This is a genomic window from Acinetobacter sp. V91_7, from assembly GCF_031799075.1.
GTDB classification, from domain to species: Bacteria; Pseudomonadota; Gammaproteobacteria; order Pseudomonadales; family Moraxellaceae; genus Acinetobacter; species Acinetobacter calcoaceticus.
The window spans coordinates 224,162-239,620 of sequence record NZ_JAVQNT010000045.1 but is presented as its reverse complement, the minus strand read 5'-3'; the positions used below and the strand labels follow the sequence as shown (position 1 = coordinate 239,620).

12 protein-coding genes and 2 pseudogenes are annotated in these 15,459 nt (G+C 36.1%); 3 read left to right on the top strand and 11 right to left on the bottom strand.

Translation table 11 applies throughout. The annotated features are described in order from the left end of the window. Positions 1 to 140 precede the first annotated feature (140 nt). A complete protein-coding gene (locus RMB03_RS20835; RefSeq protein WP_311077447.1) occupies positions 141 to 1,493 on the top strand; it encodes an integrase family protein in 1,353 nt (450 codons plus the stop codon). Between the two features lie 356 nt (positions 1,494 to 1,849). On the opposite strand, the gene RMB03_RS20830 is transcribed toward RMB03_RS20835, so the two are convergent. Both RMB03_RS20830 and RMB03_RS20825 read right to left on the bottom strand, forming a co-directional pair. Further along, positions 1,850 to 2,497: a LysE family transporter gene (locus RMB03_RS20830; protein ID WP_311077446.1), complete on the bottom strand. Its 648-nt coding sequence runs from the start codon at positions 2,495 to 2,497 to the stop codon at positions 1,850 to 1,852. 208 nt (positions 2,498 to 2,705) lie between these two features. Next, on the bottom strand, positions 2,706 to 4,520 hold the full coding sequence (locus RMB03_RS20825) for an NAD(P)-binding domain-containing protein (protein ID WP_311077445.1): 1,815 nt from the start codon (positions 4,518 to 4,520) through the stop codon (positions 2,706 to 2,708). A 337-nt stretch (positions 4,521 to 4,857) separates the two neighbouring features. On the opposite strand from RMB03_RS20825, the pseudogene RMB03_RS21110 reads away from it, so the two are divergent. Then, positions 4,858 to 5,043: pseudogene (locus tag RMB03_RS21110) on the top strand (integrase core domain-containing protein); the annotation flags it as partial. Then, positions 4,971 to 5,543 (top strand): annotated as a pseudogene (locus RMB03_RS20815) (DUF4113 domain-containing protein); the annotation flags it as partial. The pseudogenes RMB03_RS21110 and RMB03_RS20815, both read left to right, overlap by 73 nt. Positions 5,544 to 5,554: 11 nt before the next feature. Here RMB03_RS20815 and RMB03_RS20810 read toward each other — a convergent pair. The 9 genes from RMB03_RS20810 to RMB03_RS20770 all read right to left on the bottom strand — a co-directional run bounded on the left by RMB03_RS20810 (position 5,555) and on the right by RMB03_RS20770 (position 15,407). Then, positions 5,555 to 6,583: an LPO_1073/Vpar_1526 family protein gene (locus RMB03_RS20810; RefSeq protein ID WP_311077444.1), complete on the bottom strand. Its 1,029-nt coding sequence runs from the start codon at positions 6,581 to 6,583 to the stop codon at positions 5,555 to 5,557. Between the two features lie 19 nt (positions 6,584 to 6,602). Continuing rightward, positions 6,603 to 6,848 (bottom strand): hypothetical protein, encoded by a 246-nt coding sequence (locus tag RMB03_RS20805; protein ID WP_174757691.1) that lies wholly within the window; start codon positions 6,846 to 6,848, stop codon positions 6,603 to 6,605. Between the two features lie 148 nt (positions 6,849 to 6,996). Next, on the bottom strand, positions 6,997 to 7,575 hold the full coding sequence (locus RMB03_RS20800; RefSeq protein ID WP_311077443.1) for a glycoside hydrolase family 19 protein: 579 nt from the start codon (positions 7,573 to 7,575) through the stop codon (positions 6,997 to 6,999). A 42-nt stretch (positions 7,576 to 7,617) separates the two neighbouring features. Then, positions 7,618 to 8,007: a hypothetical protein gene (locus RMB03_RS20795; protein WP_057094863.1), complete on the bottom strand. Its 390-nt coding sequence runs from the start codon at positions 8,005 to 8,007 to the stop codon at positions 7,618 to 7,620. Positions 8,008 to 8,150: 143 nt separating this feature from the next. Beyond that, positions 8,151 to 9,746 (bottom strand): hypothetical protein, encoded by a 1,596-nt coding sequence (locus tag RMB03_RS20790; protein WP_311077442.1) that lies wholly within the window; start codon positions 9,744 to 9,746, stop codon positions 8,151 to 8,153. A 143-nt stretch (positions 9,747 to 9,889) separates the two neighbouring features. Beyond that, positions 9,890 to 12,379, bottom strand: coding sequence for a phage tail protein (locus RMB03_RS20785; RefSeq protein ID WP_311077441.1), 2,490 nt, complete (start codon positions 12,377 to 12,379; stop codon positions 9,890 to 9,892). Continuing rightward, entirely contained in the window at positions 12,379 to 12,804 is a 426-nt protein-coding gene (locus RMB03_RS20780) for an NlpC/P60 family protein (RefSeq protein WP_311077440.1), read from the bottom strand. The genes RMB03_RS20785 and RMB03_RS20780 overlap by 1 nt, the downstream gene beginning before the upstream one ends. Positions 12,805 to 12,807: 3 nt before the next feature. Next, complete coding sequence (locus RMB03_RS20775; protein ID WP_311077439.1) at positions 12,808 to 13,554, bottom strand: hypothetical protein; 747 nt, start codon at positions 13,552 to 13,554, stop codon at positions 12,808 to 12,810. A gap of 2 nt (positions 13,555 to 13,556) precedes the next feature. Then, complete coding sequence (locus tag RMB03_RS20770) at positions 13,557 to 15,407, bottom strand: hypothetical protein (RefSeq protein WP_311077438.1); 1,851 nt, start codon at positions 15,405 to 15,407, stop codon at positions 13,557 to 13,559. Positions 15,408 to 15,459: the final 52 nt, after the last annotated feature.

Here is a 15,459-nt window from a genome sequence, read left to right as displayed (position 1 = left end):
ATAAAAACAACAACTTAAGACAAGAATCATCAATTTAAAAACCTATTATTTTCAACAAAATCAATCAAAAATAGGCTTATAGTAGGCTTCAAAAATATTGTGGTATATTGCTGCGTATCGTTTCGTACTTTTAAATCACCATGAGCCAAAGATATAAGCTTACAAAAACATTTATCGATAGCATTCCCCTCGAAGAAACGGGAAGTAAATTTTATCGTGACTCAGTTACTATTGGTTTTGGTTTAATTGCAACAAAGTCGAAAACCTATTTTGTTGAAACGAGAATGCCCGATGGCCGAAACAAAAGGAAGTCCATTGGTAAACATGGTGTATATACTCTTGAGCAAGCACGTACAGAAGCTAAAAAAATATTGTTAATGATGCACCAAGGCATTGATCCAGTTGCTCAAAAAAGACAATTAAAGAATGACTTTAAATCCGAAAAAGAAGCAAATGAATTAATCCCAACGCTTGAACAAGCCTATGAAGTCTACAAAAGTAAAAAGAAGTTAAGCGCTAATACGATTGATGCTTATGACCGATGTGCCAATGATTACTTTAAAGATTGGAAAAGCATAAAAATTACTGAAATTTCTCAGAAAATGACTTTAAACAAGCATATGGATTTATCTGAGCGAAGTTTGGCTCAGGCAAATCTTGCAATGAAGTTTTTATCAGCTGTCTACAACTTCAATGCCTCAATTCTATATAATGATAATGATGAAAAAATTATTACTGAAAAAAGCCCTGTTGGGGTTATTTATAAAGAGAAGAAATGGAACAAGATAAAACGTCGTAAGGGATATATTCGAGCAGACCAGATACATGACTGGTCACTTGCTGTATGTGCGACTTGGTGGTCAGGCAACCAAAATCTAAATCATCGTGCATACACAAATCAGGACTTCTTACTCCTCTTGATCCTTACCGGATTCCGTAGAGAAGAAGGTGAAACACTGGAATGGACAAATGTTGATTTAAAATATGGAACTATAAAAATTCAGGATCCCAAAAATCATGAAGACCTTCTCCTACCGATGGGAGAAATGCTTTGGTATATTTTGGCAGAACGAAAAAAACTTGCTGGCAATAATAAATACGTTTTCGCTGGTGATACGCTTGATTCACATATCGTTGATAAGCGTGAAGCCCGTTATACGATAACTGAAACAACTGGCATTCAATTTACATTTCATGACTTGCGTAGAACCTTCGGAACAATCGCAAATAGTCTAGCGATTGGTAGTTACACAATTAAAAAACTTATTAATCACACAGTTGGTGATGATGATAATGATGTAACCGATGGATATGTCCAAGTGACATTTGATGATCTTCGCAAAGCTATGAATATGATTGAAAATGTTGTGTTATCTGACGTTTCAAAAGCTTTGATTAAAAACAGATTCTACTTTGAACAAAAATCAATAAGGAATATGAAAGAAAAATGGGTTGAGCATAACAATATTATTATAAGCAGAAATTGTGAATAGTTGGACTGATTAAGGTGGTCCTAAATATTAAATCACTTAATGAAAATTTGAGAATTAGCAAATGAAATATTGAGTCTATTTTTATATCGAGCACACAATTAAGTATGGTGAACCATTCTATAAAGAAGCAGGTTGCGACCTCATTAGAATCGAAAATCACAATATCGCAGAACTGCAAAAAATATCATTGCACAACTCAACCCGTTACTGAATAAATTCTTTAGAGTATAATCACAAGATTTTTTAAGACAATCATGAAGGTTGGTAAAAATCTAATAGCTGTTGATATAAATAATTAAAAACTTGTGAACGTTTAAGGTGGTTTGAATCCCATACGATAGTTACAACCCTTATTTTTATAAATCAGAAATTGTTTCCCAAGCCAAAATTAAAGCCATAAGGATAATTAAAATACCACCCACAAGATTCACTGTTCTCATACCTTCAGTATTGGAAAAAAAACGGCTACTGATGATATGAGCAACAGCTACCCATATACAATCAATAAAGATACCTAATATTATAGGTACAAGCGAGTAAATCATTAAACTATAAGTTGGATTAACAAAATCATCACTTAAAAAACTCGGAACAATTACTCCAAACATAATGAAAGCTTTGGGGTTAGTCATTCCAACGATTATCCCCGCTGTCACAGACTTCTGACTATTTTTTGAATCTGATCTGGTATTAGATATGATTGCTTTAGAAGATGCCTTAATATACTGAATACCAATCAATAAAAGTATGATTACTCCTAATATCTTAATTCCAGACAAAATAATATTTGACTTTAAAATCAGCGAACCAATTCCCAGGGATAAAATAACTGCAACACAAAACATGCCTATAGCATTTCCTATAACACTTCGTAATGCATTACTTCTCCCTTCTGTTAAGACTTGACTGATAAAGAACATAATACTTGGACCAGGAATAGCGATAAGTATGGAACTAGTGATGATCAATCCTACTAAACCACTAGATGGAGTATGAATTATCATTAAGTCTAATCCTCTATTATTAACCTGTTAAAACTATAAAATATGTATGAATCTATCTTCAGCTAAAATTCCCACTTCTAGAATTTATTTTAATCAAAAATGTTATTTGTTAAGACTCTCTAAACTTAATGCTGCGATAGCGGATATCACAGCATAAGAATTTACTTAAGAAGTTGATATATAATGCTTAATATCAACTTCTTACCTGTTATTGTGAAGTATCTGATAACAGTGCTAATGTTGGCTGAATACTTAGCGCTTCAGAAATTTCATCTGCTGTCATTAGAGGGTAGCATTCGTCTATAAACTCTTCATAAACTGGTAATATACTTCTCCGTATTTCCAACCCAAGAGCACAAGAACATGCATTAAATGCCACATTCTTATATTGGTCAACATTAGTCTCTTTATCCACATAATCATCTAGATCCCAACGTCCTATGAGACTTTCTTGCATGTGAAATTCTTCTAGCTCAACTTCATTTTGATATACATGAAAAACTGGGTGGATGTATGCGCTTTTTGATGTATCAAAGTGATCAGCTGGAAGCGTAAAATAATGTGTAGGAATTTCTCCATTGCCATAACGAGAAAAGCCATACTCAAAAACAACTTCAATCCGTTTATTAACGCCCTTCCATCGCTCTTGGTTGTATTTACGAGGAAATGCCGGCCAAACTTGAGCTAAATAATTTTCAGTATCCTTTTTCTCAAAGGTGATCATACTTCCAAAATAGCTGTAAAGTTCGAATAAAGGCATTGTAGTACTAACCATTCCTACCAAGAATGTAGAGAGCGAGTCAATTCCATCTGAGGGATTATTGATAGATATTTCACATTCAAAGACAGGCTTTAAAGGCATGTCATGGTATAATTCTGCAATAATATGTCCTAATGCCTGAATATTGCATCTAAATCCATGAACAAAGCCTGAAGCAGCATCAGGATCATTAATACGAGTTGGAGCACCAATAAAATATAAATTAGGTATATTAACTGATTCCCACGATGAACTGAGCAAACAATATTTATCTCTTTCATCGCATTCAGGCTTAACTGTCTCCATGTCAAAAATGTCGGACATTGTGTAGTTAAAACCACAACATATAATTATTTCATCAATAATACCTGTCCTCCACAGCCAACGAGGAGGGTTCCAATGGGGGCAAGGTGTTTCATATTGAATAAGCAATCTCCCCTCATCTTTACCACTTGTAATTCGACTCACTTCAACAATACGGTCACTAACAATATTGTTATTTGACTTTAACTGCATCAAGTCAAAAACATCAGATACTTGTCCACGTATATCGTGTACGTTATGTGTTTGACGTGCAAACTTTGGTAAGGATCGTGTCATTACTCTTGTTTCAGCTGTTATATCAACTAAATAATGTGCGATCTCAAAAGCAGAGTTACCACGCCCAAGTACTGCTACAATTTTATTTCTATATTTCACATTTGCTGTATCTGGATCAAAATTTTCATATAAAGTATATGTATCATCTGTTAATCCTTTAATATCTGGAATAATAGGCTCTGATCTTCCAGTACCACAAAAAATTCTATCAGCAGAAAAGCTCAGTGTATCTGATACATTGATAAAAAATTTTCCTTCTTTTTTTGATATGTTTCTAACTCTTGAATTTGTAAGTATTGAGGGCATTAGCCCCATGGCTTTAGCAACATATTGAAGATATTTTTTGTAAGTCCTTGCTGATGGCCAATGTTCAGAAGTCCATTCTGTAAACAATAAATTTGGATCTTTTTTTACATCTTCAGCACTTATAGTACTAAGTGTATGCCAATCGTAGCGCATTCGATAAGTATGTGCATCTCCAGGCACATATTTTTTATTAAGGGAAATTAGTTGTCCGCATACAGGTAATTTATCCCACTGGCCTCCTACTGTTGGGCTAGCTTCAAGTAAAAGATAATCAATACCTCTCTTATCAAACTCAAGCGCTAGATTAAGTCCAGCAGGACCACCACCAACAATAATATTAGAATAATGTTTGATCACAATTGAATCTCCTTATTAGGAAGTTATGAGCAATTATTTTTACACTTCACATAAGCTCTAAGTGCCTTATATATTTACAAAATTAGAGTTCTTTAAAAATTTATTAATAAATATAATGTGTTTATAAGACTTTAATTAATAAAATATTTGTATCTAAAATATTTAACATTAATCAATTTTATAAACTAATTAGTTTTAAGACTTCTTGCAATCTATTAAATCAAAATTAAAGACTTCTAATAATTGCTCAAAAAGCATACATTTATTTTTATATTTATAATCTATATTTTTGTAAGGATTTATTATGAGTAAATATTTTTATTTAAAAGTGTAAAATATTCAACCATGTAAACCACAGCAGAATGCGTATATTGAGCGCTATAATCGAACCATGCATTATAGTTGGCTAAGCAAACATTTATTTGATACTTTGGATGAAGTACAAGATTATGCATTGAGATTGAACACACTCCCCCATCAAAAAAGCAAATTGTCGCTTCAAGGTCTTTCGGTGGTCGTGTAACTGAACTAACGGATCTAAAAGAAGCTATCTCTATGTATGCTCAAGATGCGTGTAAAAGACTTCGTGATGAAGGCCTGCTATGTGGATGTATGATTGCTTTTGTACAGTCAAATCCTTTTGATCCCAATGTGCCCTTTTACAATAAATCTATTACAGGATCTTTTTCAGAACCGACTGACTGCGCATTAGATTTTGTCAAAGCAGCGACAAGGATGTTAAATGAAATCTATAAGGAAGGAATTAAATATAAAAAATGTGGAGTAGTGCTGACAGGTCTTGAGCCCAAGTCTGGCCATACTTATGACCTCTTAACCGACTTTGAGCACATAGAGAAAAAGGAATGTTTGATGCAAGCAATGGATGGTATCCATAGCAAGTTTGGAAAGAAAAAAATAGGAGTCGGACCATGTTTTATTCCCAATCGAAACTGGTCCATGAGTAGAGATAAATTAAGTAGAAATCCATTTCTTTGGGATCAGTTAATAACAATAATAAAGTAAGCTATAGATAGTTAATATAGATTAGTGATTCCTCTGGTTAGAAGTTCTTTTGTAACTAAATTATTTCTTTCATTCCCTTCAACTTTATTTAATTCCTTAAATCTTTCAATAGACATTATTAAACTGCCTTTATATTTTTCAAAGATTACATTAGAAATTTTACTTAAAACTTTAAATTTATAAGGATGCTCAAGACCAAAACCATTTAAAACCAAATATAATTCAGGTATAAAAATATCAATTATTTCAGAATTTTGTATATTTAACTCATTTTTAAGATTACTAGGGATAAAATTTTCAACAATTGAATCAACGAATGAATTAATTTTTACATAAGTTTTATTTTTATCAATTAAACCTTTATAATCAAGGTATTCAAAATCAATAGAAGTTGGCTCTAATTTCAAAAAATAATTTAGTATCCATTTAATTTGGAAAAGAGCAATCATTTTATAGCGACTTACCAACTCTGGAGTTAAATCCATTCGCTCATAATTATAACTAAGTTCATGAATAATTATGCCTGTTAACAATATAAAATTTACATGATTCTTATTTAGTGACTTTAAAACTTCAATAGCTTCTTCTATCAAATAGTCAGTGTCGTTATCTGAGGTAATTTTATTTATAAGTAATTCAACTAAAACTTCTTGTGGGGCTTGCTCTTTTTTGCGTATAACTTGTTCCAAACTATCTTGGAATAAATATTGAAAATTTGAATCAGCAACACCTTTAATTAATTTTTCACCAGCCAAGTCTTCATTTAATGAACTTTTTAATGTTTCAAATTGTTCGGATAATCTTGAACTCATTGTCGCTTTAAAATTATTAACAGATGCTTCAACTTTTCGCATTTCATTTTGGATTAATGCTGGTGCATGTTTATGAAGAAGGCCTTCAAACTGACGACTTACTTGGTAGTCAATGGTTTGAATAATCTCATACATTTTTGGACCATAGTGATTGTTGATATCACGCCCTGCTTGATTAATTGTGCTTTCATCTTTAGCTTCAGCTGTTTGCTCTACTTTATCACCCATTCTAAATATCTCCATTAAATCACTTATCCTTATAATCTCTTCCGACTTGAGTAATTGTGCTTTTGTTATCAGCATTAGCTGTTTGCTTAATTGTAGCCTCACTAGAAGGATAAAAGTACAAAACAGATGTTATGAGAGCATAAAATGCTGAAAGAATAAGGCTAAGATTATTAGCATCAAGTCCCCAAAGGGTTACCTTAAAATACAAAATTACGCTAACAGAAATAACCCAAAGAATTGAAAAAATTAATGCAAATATTTTCATATTTTGTCTGCTCTAAATATTCCTATTAAATATATCAAAACTTTGGTTATTTCCTAAATAGCTTTTATACAGATACCCACAGTAACATTATTATTGATCGTATGAGCTGTGCATCCTGATAGCAGAATGCACAGCAATACTAAAGCTTTCATGACATCCAACTTTTAATTTTAGCAAGATTGGATTTACGATCATCTAAGCCATTTGTGCCACCATTGATACGGCGCGTGATAGTCAAAATATCATCACGATCAGCAAGCTCATTCAATCCATTATTAGTCCAGAATTTACAAGCAACAAGTAAGCCGATACTAGGTATAGCGACAAGTTCGGGATGTGATTCAAAATCAATGCCCAATGCTCGACCATACTGCTGGTAGTTAGCGCGTCCAGTCAACTGGATCGGTCCACGGCCCTTAAAGCGAATGCCATCACCAGCCATAATATTGCCTAGATCTTTACGACCTTCATAAGCTGCCCCGCTTGCTATTTCTTCCATGTATCGAAAATTACCTGATTCATGTGCAAGCTGTGCAATGAAGTGGGCAAAGCGCAACTCATTGTAGAGAATCGCATAATCTTTGAAGTGTACGTTAGCTGCTAATGCCAGCTCTTCAGCTCGACTTTGATTTGTGCCAAGTTTCTTAAATAATGCTGTAAGAGTTCCGCGCCCTATCTTCCCGTCAACTGCCACACCAAGTGACTTCTGTAAATTGATAAATTTCATTTCAGTATCCTTTAGATAATAAAAAACCGCCTTTCGGCGGCATTAACTGTTTTCGATATCATTTCTGGCTTTCTTAACTTCTTTGATTACTTCAATAATCGTCTTTCCTTCTTGTTTATTAATGAAGTTAAAGGTCCATCTGACTAAAGCCCACCCAGGAATACCGCAAACGAAGAAGAAACCACCGAGTGCCATCATTCCCCAAACATCAGTAATCCATTCATGAAGGCCCCACTTCACAATAATGAATGAGCCGCCCGCCAGACTTGATACAACTGTACAGATCAAGCCCACTGCCCACTCTTGAGGTGAGCGTGGCATACGTGTCATTAATACAACTGCTGCAACCAAAGCAACCGCTAAAGTCACCATAATTGCTGCCCCATAAAATTTTAATAGTGCTGTTAAACCGCTAGTGGAAACTGGTTCCATTTACTTCTCCAGAAAATTTAGATAATAAAAAAGCCCTAAGCTAATGAAGCAAAGGGCTTGGTTTTAAGTAGTGAGATAAAAACCTCATTATTAAATTAAAAAAAACAATTATTTGAAAGGCTTAACTATTAATTTTGTTACCGTTATGAAGCCTCCCAGAAATATATGACATTCTCTTTGTTAGCGTTTCCTGTTAGTGTCGCAGTTCCATTTATATTCACACTAGTTATACCATTAGCCATTGAACTTGTTCCATAAGGTAATAAACAAACCGTTCCGTCACTGGCCTGAATTTTTAGTAATCTCGGCTCATAACCAATCAGTAGCTCCTTTGTTGTATTACTCCCTGTTCCAACATAGACTCCTTGCTTATAAGTAGAGCTCAAACTTACTGCTCTTGATAAGTTATGAATAAAGGAACTACCAATAGCACTCACTTTTATCAGATGATTTATTACAGAAAGCCCCGCGTTACGTGTTACAGCTATCCAAGTATCATTCGGAGCAGATAAAATTTCCTCAACTTCTACTTGGTCAAATTTACCACTTTGCATATGTAACAATGGTGCATCTGAACTAAAGCATTGTTCATAATGATTATTTTTGATAGTAATGTTTGAGTTCAACGTATTTGAATCAGTATAAATACGCACTAGACTCTGGCCAATACGTTTGAAATTATTGGAGGTAATCGTAATATTCTTAGCAAACTTGTTAATAGTTATAAACTCGCCTGAGTCTGGAGTTTCCGGGAAATCTGAATCTTCATATTGATAAAATGTATTTCCCGAAATTACAAGATCTTGCAAAGATGTAGCCTCGATATATTTCCAATCTGCCGTCCGATGATAGGAAACATTTCCCGAGATTGTCGCCTCTCGACAAGCACCAAAAATTAAACGACTCCCACCTTCCAGCTGATTCCCAGTTATCAAGAAACCTTTGGCATTCTCTGAATTCCAGCCTATATTCTTAACAATATAACAAGGTGAATAATGGTTACGATTATTTCTAAAAATATAACCCCTCATACCTTGTCTGGCATTCATATTATTGAAAGGACCAGGCTCAAAAACATCTTGTGCAGGAAATTCTAAATCTAGCCATGCAATACGAATGTTAAAAAAAGAACTATTATCAACTATAACTCCACGTCCAAAAATTCGAATTGCGTATTGAGATTCTGATAAATAGCAATCATTTATATCTACATCTACATCTGCTCTATTGTGATCTTTTTCATCAAGAATTAATACATCATGATTAAATACGCCAGTTCCAATAATACTAAGATGATGAAATCCACATGCTTCTTTTATTTTTATACAATCGTTAACTACTCTAAATTTTAGAACTGTATTTATGCGGTCTTTTCCAATAAATCGAATGCCAAGCTGCTTTATTTTAATTGTATTAATTAGAAACGTTCCCACTGGAAAGTTTAAATTTGAATAAGCCGGCATAATATTTAAAACTTTTTGGATTCCATTTGTCGCATCAGATACACCGTTAGGGATCGCCCCGCCCCACGTTGCATCATATTCCTTCTGACTTATAAATTGACGAACCCATCCATTAAATACAACTACATCATCTTTTTGTCCAGCTTTACTAGAATCATATATAAAATGGCCTCCTCCAATCGCTAAACCACTATGGTAAGACTTCACATAAACGGTTTGACCATTTACAGGATTTTGAATATTCAACAATTCACTAATACTTTCCATTACATCCATTTTTAATTACCTATTTATTAACAGAGATAAAGCTCTTTTTTCAAATATCACATTGAGATTGAGTTAATTTAAAAAACTACAGTTATTCACCAAATATACTCAATAAAAAAGCACCCGTTTGGGTGCTAAGTAAATAATTTAAATTAACCTTCAGAAGTACTTTGAGTAATCTGATTTGTATAGTTCCAGACTGTGTTTTCCCATACGTCACATACAGCGACACGAATGTAATATGGGGTTGTTGGTTGTAATCCTCCAAAAGTAGTTGTTAAATCTGTGCTGGTCCACGTTGGCGGCATTTGTGTAGGATCAAAATTAGGGGTAGGGCTTAGCCATACTGCATAATCTTTCAAATCAGGAACTTCGCTAGGTACCCAATTCACTGTAATAGAATCAACCGTAGCAGTTGTATAAACATTTAGAAGTACTGGCGGCACTGGATTGCTAATACTTAATTCAGCATAGGTGCTGATCTGGTCGCCGTTCTTACTTGCAACACGTATTGTATACGCTCGGCCTATACCATCAGTTTTAGCCTCTTCAATCGAATAGCTGTAATCCGTGTTAGTTGTATCAACTTGCCGAATCATTGCACCATTCGACCAGACCTGTACACGATAGCCATCTGCACCGGTTGAGCTTTGCCATTGAACTTTGAAGGTGGTACCAACAAACGGCGATTGAAGTGATAACCCCTTAACACCCGAAGGACGTCCACCAGATAATGTATAGCTATAAGCTGTTACCTCATCTAAAGTTTGTTCTTTACGCTCAAGACCATTAAAGCTAGTGAACTTTAAGAAGATCTGTTTTCCGACCAGATTCTCATTAAATTCATACTCAAAAATAGCTCTATCTAAACGCACAAATGGCTCACCAGCATTATGAATCTGAGCATCATCAAAACGTCCACGCAGAACATCACTTAACGTATAAAGGCCAGATCCATTTAACGTGGCTACTTGATAATTAAAATACTCGTCACCGACTTTACAAAGAGTTTGATCGGCTTGAGCATCTTCTAATGTCCCGCTGAAGATACGACTTGCTGTATTTAACTCTACTTGTAAAGCGGTATGATCTGCATCAATAGCTGTAACCAATTGGCCGTATCGTGCAGATCCGTAAATAGTTCCGATCATTTCGTAGGTCGTGTTATCAAGACTGGCCCAAACATTGGCACCGCCCCAATTGATACCACCAGACACCGCAACCCAAACTTGATTCTTGCCATCTGTTAGATCTAGTGGAGGTTCAAAAATAGCAGGCGCATTCACATTACCTGGTTCTTCATTACCACCCTGATAGCCATTAGAGGCTTGTGATTCATATTCAATGGCAGATCTTGAACCTACGGCAAGTTCCTCAGCCGTGATAGTTAATTCACCGAACTCATCTTCCTCAATACGTGTAATACGTACAGGAAATTGATCTAAGCCTAATGCTTCATCTGTGATAGTGACGATATCCATAGGCTCTAACCGGCAGTACTTCCAACCTAAGGTAAACTCGTATTCATTACGCACATACAGCAATCGTTGTAAGCGAAGCTGCGCCGCATGCCGGGCTATTTTAGGCTCACAAAAATAATGGCTTTCGACGGGATCCTCTGTCCTTAAATCAAACATCTCAATATTTGCTTGGTCCTTGGCTTCAGTCGTTTCTGTGTTGTACTGATTGTATCGGTTGATGTATTCAATCTGCACATGATTATAAGCATCAGTATCACGGCTACGGCGTACTCGTACCGGCTCATCATCACTAATGAAATCATCATCCGTTAGGTGATAAACCGGCGTGAGATCTGGTGTAAAAGTTACACCGTTCCCTGTAATTGCAGAATCGCCAAAGGATCTAATTTTTAATCCATCTGGGCTTGGTACCACGGCACAATTTACAGCTTCTACAATCTCGTTGATTGTTTCATAGGCTGCTCGTTGCTCTGTAAAGGCTGGGCTGATTAAAAGATTGGCAGCTCTGCAATAAGTACGGAACTCTTCTAAATCAGCCATGTTTAAATTAGGTGCTGCGCCGTGCCGAGGATGTGTAATAAAGTCTTCAATTACATCTGCGGGGTTTGCATCATCAATAGTTTCTGACAATGTAATAGTGCTAATCACTTCAAAGTTATGATTTGAAAGACTGGCGCTATTCCCCATCTCATAATTGGCGCATGCCACATATCCCAAAAAGGGATAGTTAATTGCCTGATCTGGATGTTTTGAAACTAACCAGCCCCAAGGCGGGTTATTATTTCCATCGTATAATTCAAACTTTAACTGATCGATTGGATCTAAGGTAATAGAACCTTCTTGTTTGGGAATGTACTGGTCCTTATCAACCCATATCAAACCAATCTTCTTAATCTGGTTCTCACATAGCCCAAGCATGAGCGAAGCACTATAACTAAATGTTGTATTGCTTGTTTTAGTGCTCCCACCCTTGCCGCCTGATTTCTCAACCGTAGTGTGAGGCGTAGCCAAGAAATCACCGTACCAAAACATGTTGGCCGCTACACGGGTTTTTCCATATACCAATGGCTGACATAGCCCATAAGCTGATTGTTGAATCCGCATAGAGTTGATACGGGTATCAGTAGTACTAATCGTGGTACCGCCAAATAATCCACCCATTATTTTTTCAGCCTCTTCATACGAAAAAAGCCCGTTATACGGCGGGCTAAACTTCCTTTAGTTCCATCTTGGATAATCACTCCCTGATGGAGATAACTGTGAATGACCTGCGGCCACTCGATGACAATTGCACCATGACTAATGCACTTGCCAAATTGATATAAAACGATGTCACCCGGTTGTGGTGGTCCTTCTATCGGATCACACACACCTAAGATAAGTTCTAAATAACGCTGCCCCATCTGATGCAGGTGCCAGTCTGGTGGATATGGTCGCGGATCTAAATGATCCATAAGGCCGACTTTCTCGTAGACCTCACAAATCAAAGTTCCACAGTCTACCCCAACCCCTTTAACACGACCTTGGTGGTGGTAAGGTGTGCCCAACCAAGTAAGCGCTTCTTCTACTGCTTCAAGGTTTTTCATTTCTTAAAATATTACCCCACGATGCTCTTGTCTAACCTTCATACGTTGCGCCAATGCTTGTATTTGAGAAACGGTAAGCGCTTTTGTATGGATAATTGATTCAAAGTGTTGGGTAGTAGAATTGACTGAAGATGCGTAACGATTATTACCAATCGATAGGGGTAAATTTGAATTTACATAGGAAAGATTGCCTGTTTCCTTTGAGTAAAACATACCATCTTGATACGCACAAAAAACCGCGGTTCCTGCGGTTTTATTAATCGAGATAGAAGTAAATACTGGCATGGCTGGATCTAAGACTATTCCAACATCCCAAGATGACACTTGAGGACGAATTGTTGCATATAACTTTTCACCTACAGTAAAAAGCCCAAATCCATCAGATGTACTACTAGCACCTAAAACCCCCATAAGCGTTGAAAGCTCTGATGTTCTAGGTTTAACTAAACCAGATAAAGTAAAACCTGTGACACTAGAATCAAGCAATTGTGAAATGAGAGCATTACCACCTTTCACACTAAGATCAACATAATTATCACCATAAGAAGGTTGTACAGTTGCGCCATTCTGAACAGTTAATGTATGACTATTAACCTTGCCAATTAAGGAATTAGAATCACTACCAAACATCCAATGGTCATAAGAATCAGATTCATATTTTTCAACATAAATTAGATCTTCGGTTTCAACTTTTGGCAATTGTGATGCAAAAGGACTTATGTAGTCTTCAATTTGAATGCAAATATTCATTTTTAAATTCCTTTATCTAAATTGGCAATTAACTCGAAATGTGGGCAAACGTGGTACAAGTGTTGAGTCACACCAGCTATATCAACTGAATCGGGGGTAGAATCTCGCAGGTTCCCACTCGCACCGTTAAGAATATTTAAACCAGCACCTAGATAGTCCATTGCATAGCGGACAAGTATTTGATTTGTAGGTGGTGCATTAAGTTCTAAAAAAACAGAATCATGTTCTGCTGACACTTTTAAAATCGGAAGGGCTATTTCATCGCCATTGGTATCGGTAGCAATCAGACCGTTTTCATCAAGCAGAAGTACTTTAAATCCATCATCAGTCGTCTGTGCTAATGTCGTCCGGTCAACCTGCAACGGTAAGGCTGGAACATCAAATTTAATTTGGATTTTGCTGCCCTCAACTAATGCAGCAAGTGGTTTTATACAATCTGGATATCGCCCTTCCGTATAATACTGACTGTATGCTCGGCCAAAATAAGCACCTAAACGTTTGTAGCCAATATTAGTTAAATGAGTGCCTTCAGAATGTTGAAGATGATATGTAGGGGTTATAAATAAAAAATTTTCATTTTCTTGAGGCAGATCCCATAAAGCTTTAGATATTTGCGGTTGTGTTTTAACCCCGTAACTAATCTGAACAATTGCAAAAAGCACATCTTCATCTTGCCCTGTTAAGGCTTTTACATCGGCATTAAAGTCTAAATGGACCTGCTGAAAGGTATTTTTAAAACTTACGTAACTAGTAGCGTAATAAGCGTCATTGGTTCCAATTATAAACGGCGTAAAAACTGCTTTATGGGATTTGCCAGCATTAAGCTCTCTTGCTTTGTTAATATGATTTAATACGCGCGGATAGATAGCACCGCCCTTTGCTAAATCAGAAATTTTGGCACCACCATATCCTGCTGTAGAAGCAAAGATAATATGTTCGTTTGGACTTATACCTTTGCGAATTAATTCAAGAGATGCATAGTTTGCGGCACCAGAGCAATGAGTTTCCCCTCGGTTCCCACCGCCATCTGAAGCTGGGCTATTATATTGCTCAACTAAAGGGATAATTCCTAACGTTTCACCAGAACCAAGCGGATCCAAACGTGGACCTTTACTAAATGTTGTATTTAGATAAGGCTGTGACGTGCTCAAAATATTTTGGGCTGTGGCACCTACAGATAAAGACTCACCGTAGCTCAGCATGTGATTAATTTCAGCAGCAATAGGCTTTTGTTCAAAATACTTATATGTTTTTTGTTGGACTGATGAAGGCTCTAAACCAGCAGCAAAAAATTTACCAGTTGACTTTTTGATGCCCCATAAAGCATTTCCTTCAGAATCAACTTCGCCGGCAATTACATCAGTGTTGCTATAAGACTTCAGTTGAAAAATACGGGTGAAAATATTTTGTAGAAGTCCGACTGCATTAAAAATACCTGTGGCTTTATCGATCCATACCAATGAATTGCCAAGAGAATCATTAACAATATTAAAAATGGTTGGGTCATTTGCTTTTTTTAAAGTGATTGCAGCACTAACAGCATCAACTTTAGTATTGGTGTAACCATTTGAAATTGTGACAGGATCGTAAGGACTTTTAACTAATTCCGTTCCGTTCCACGTGTAATCCCCATTTTTTGTTTCATCAGGATCATTGCTAACTGTCACCTTATAATCAATAGGCATCAATTCAGTTTTAGAGTCAGCAAGTTCCTTTGTGGCAAAGATATTAACTAATTGTTCATTAGTTGGAACTTCATCACCTAGAAACCGAATCAGTTGAGTTTGGGCTTCTTTAAAGCCGGATTCAGTAACATTTTGACCAACAAACTGGTCGGCATTAGGTAAAGGCATTTCTACCCCCAAATAAAAAGCCCTGCAATCGCAGGGCTTGGGTTAAATTTAA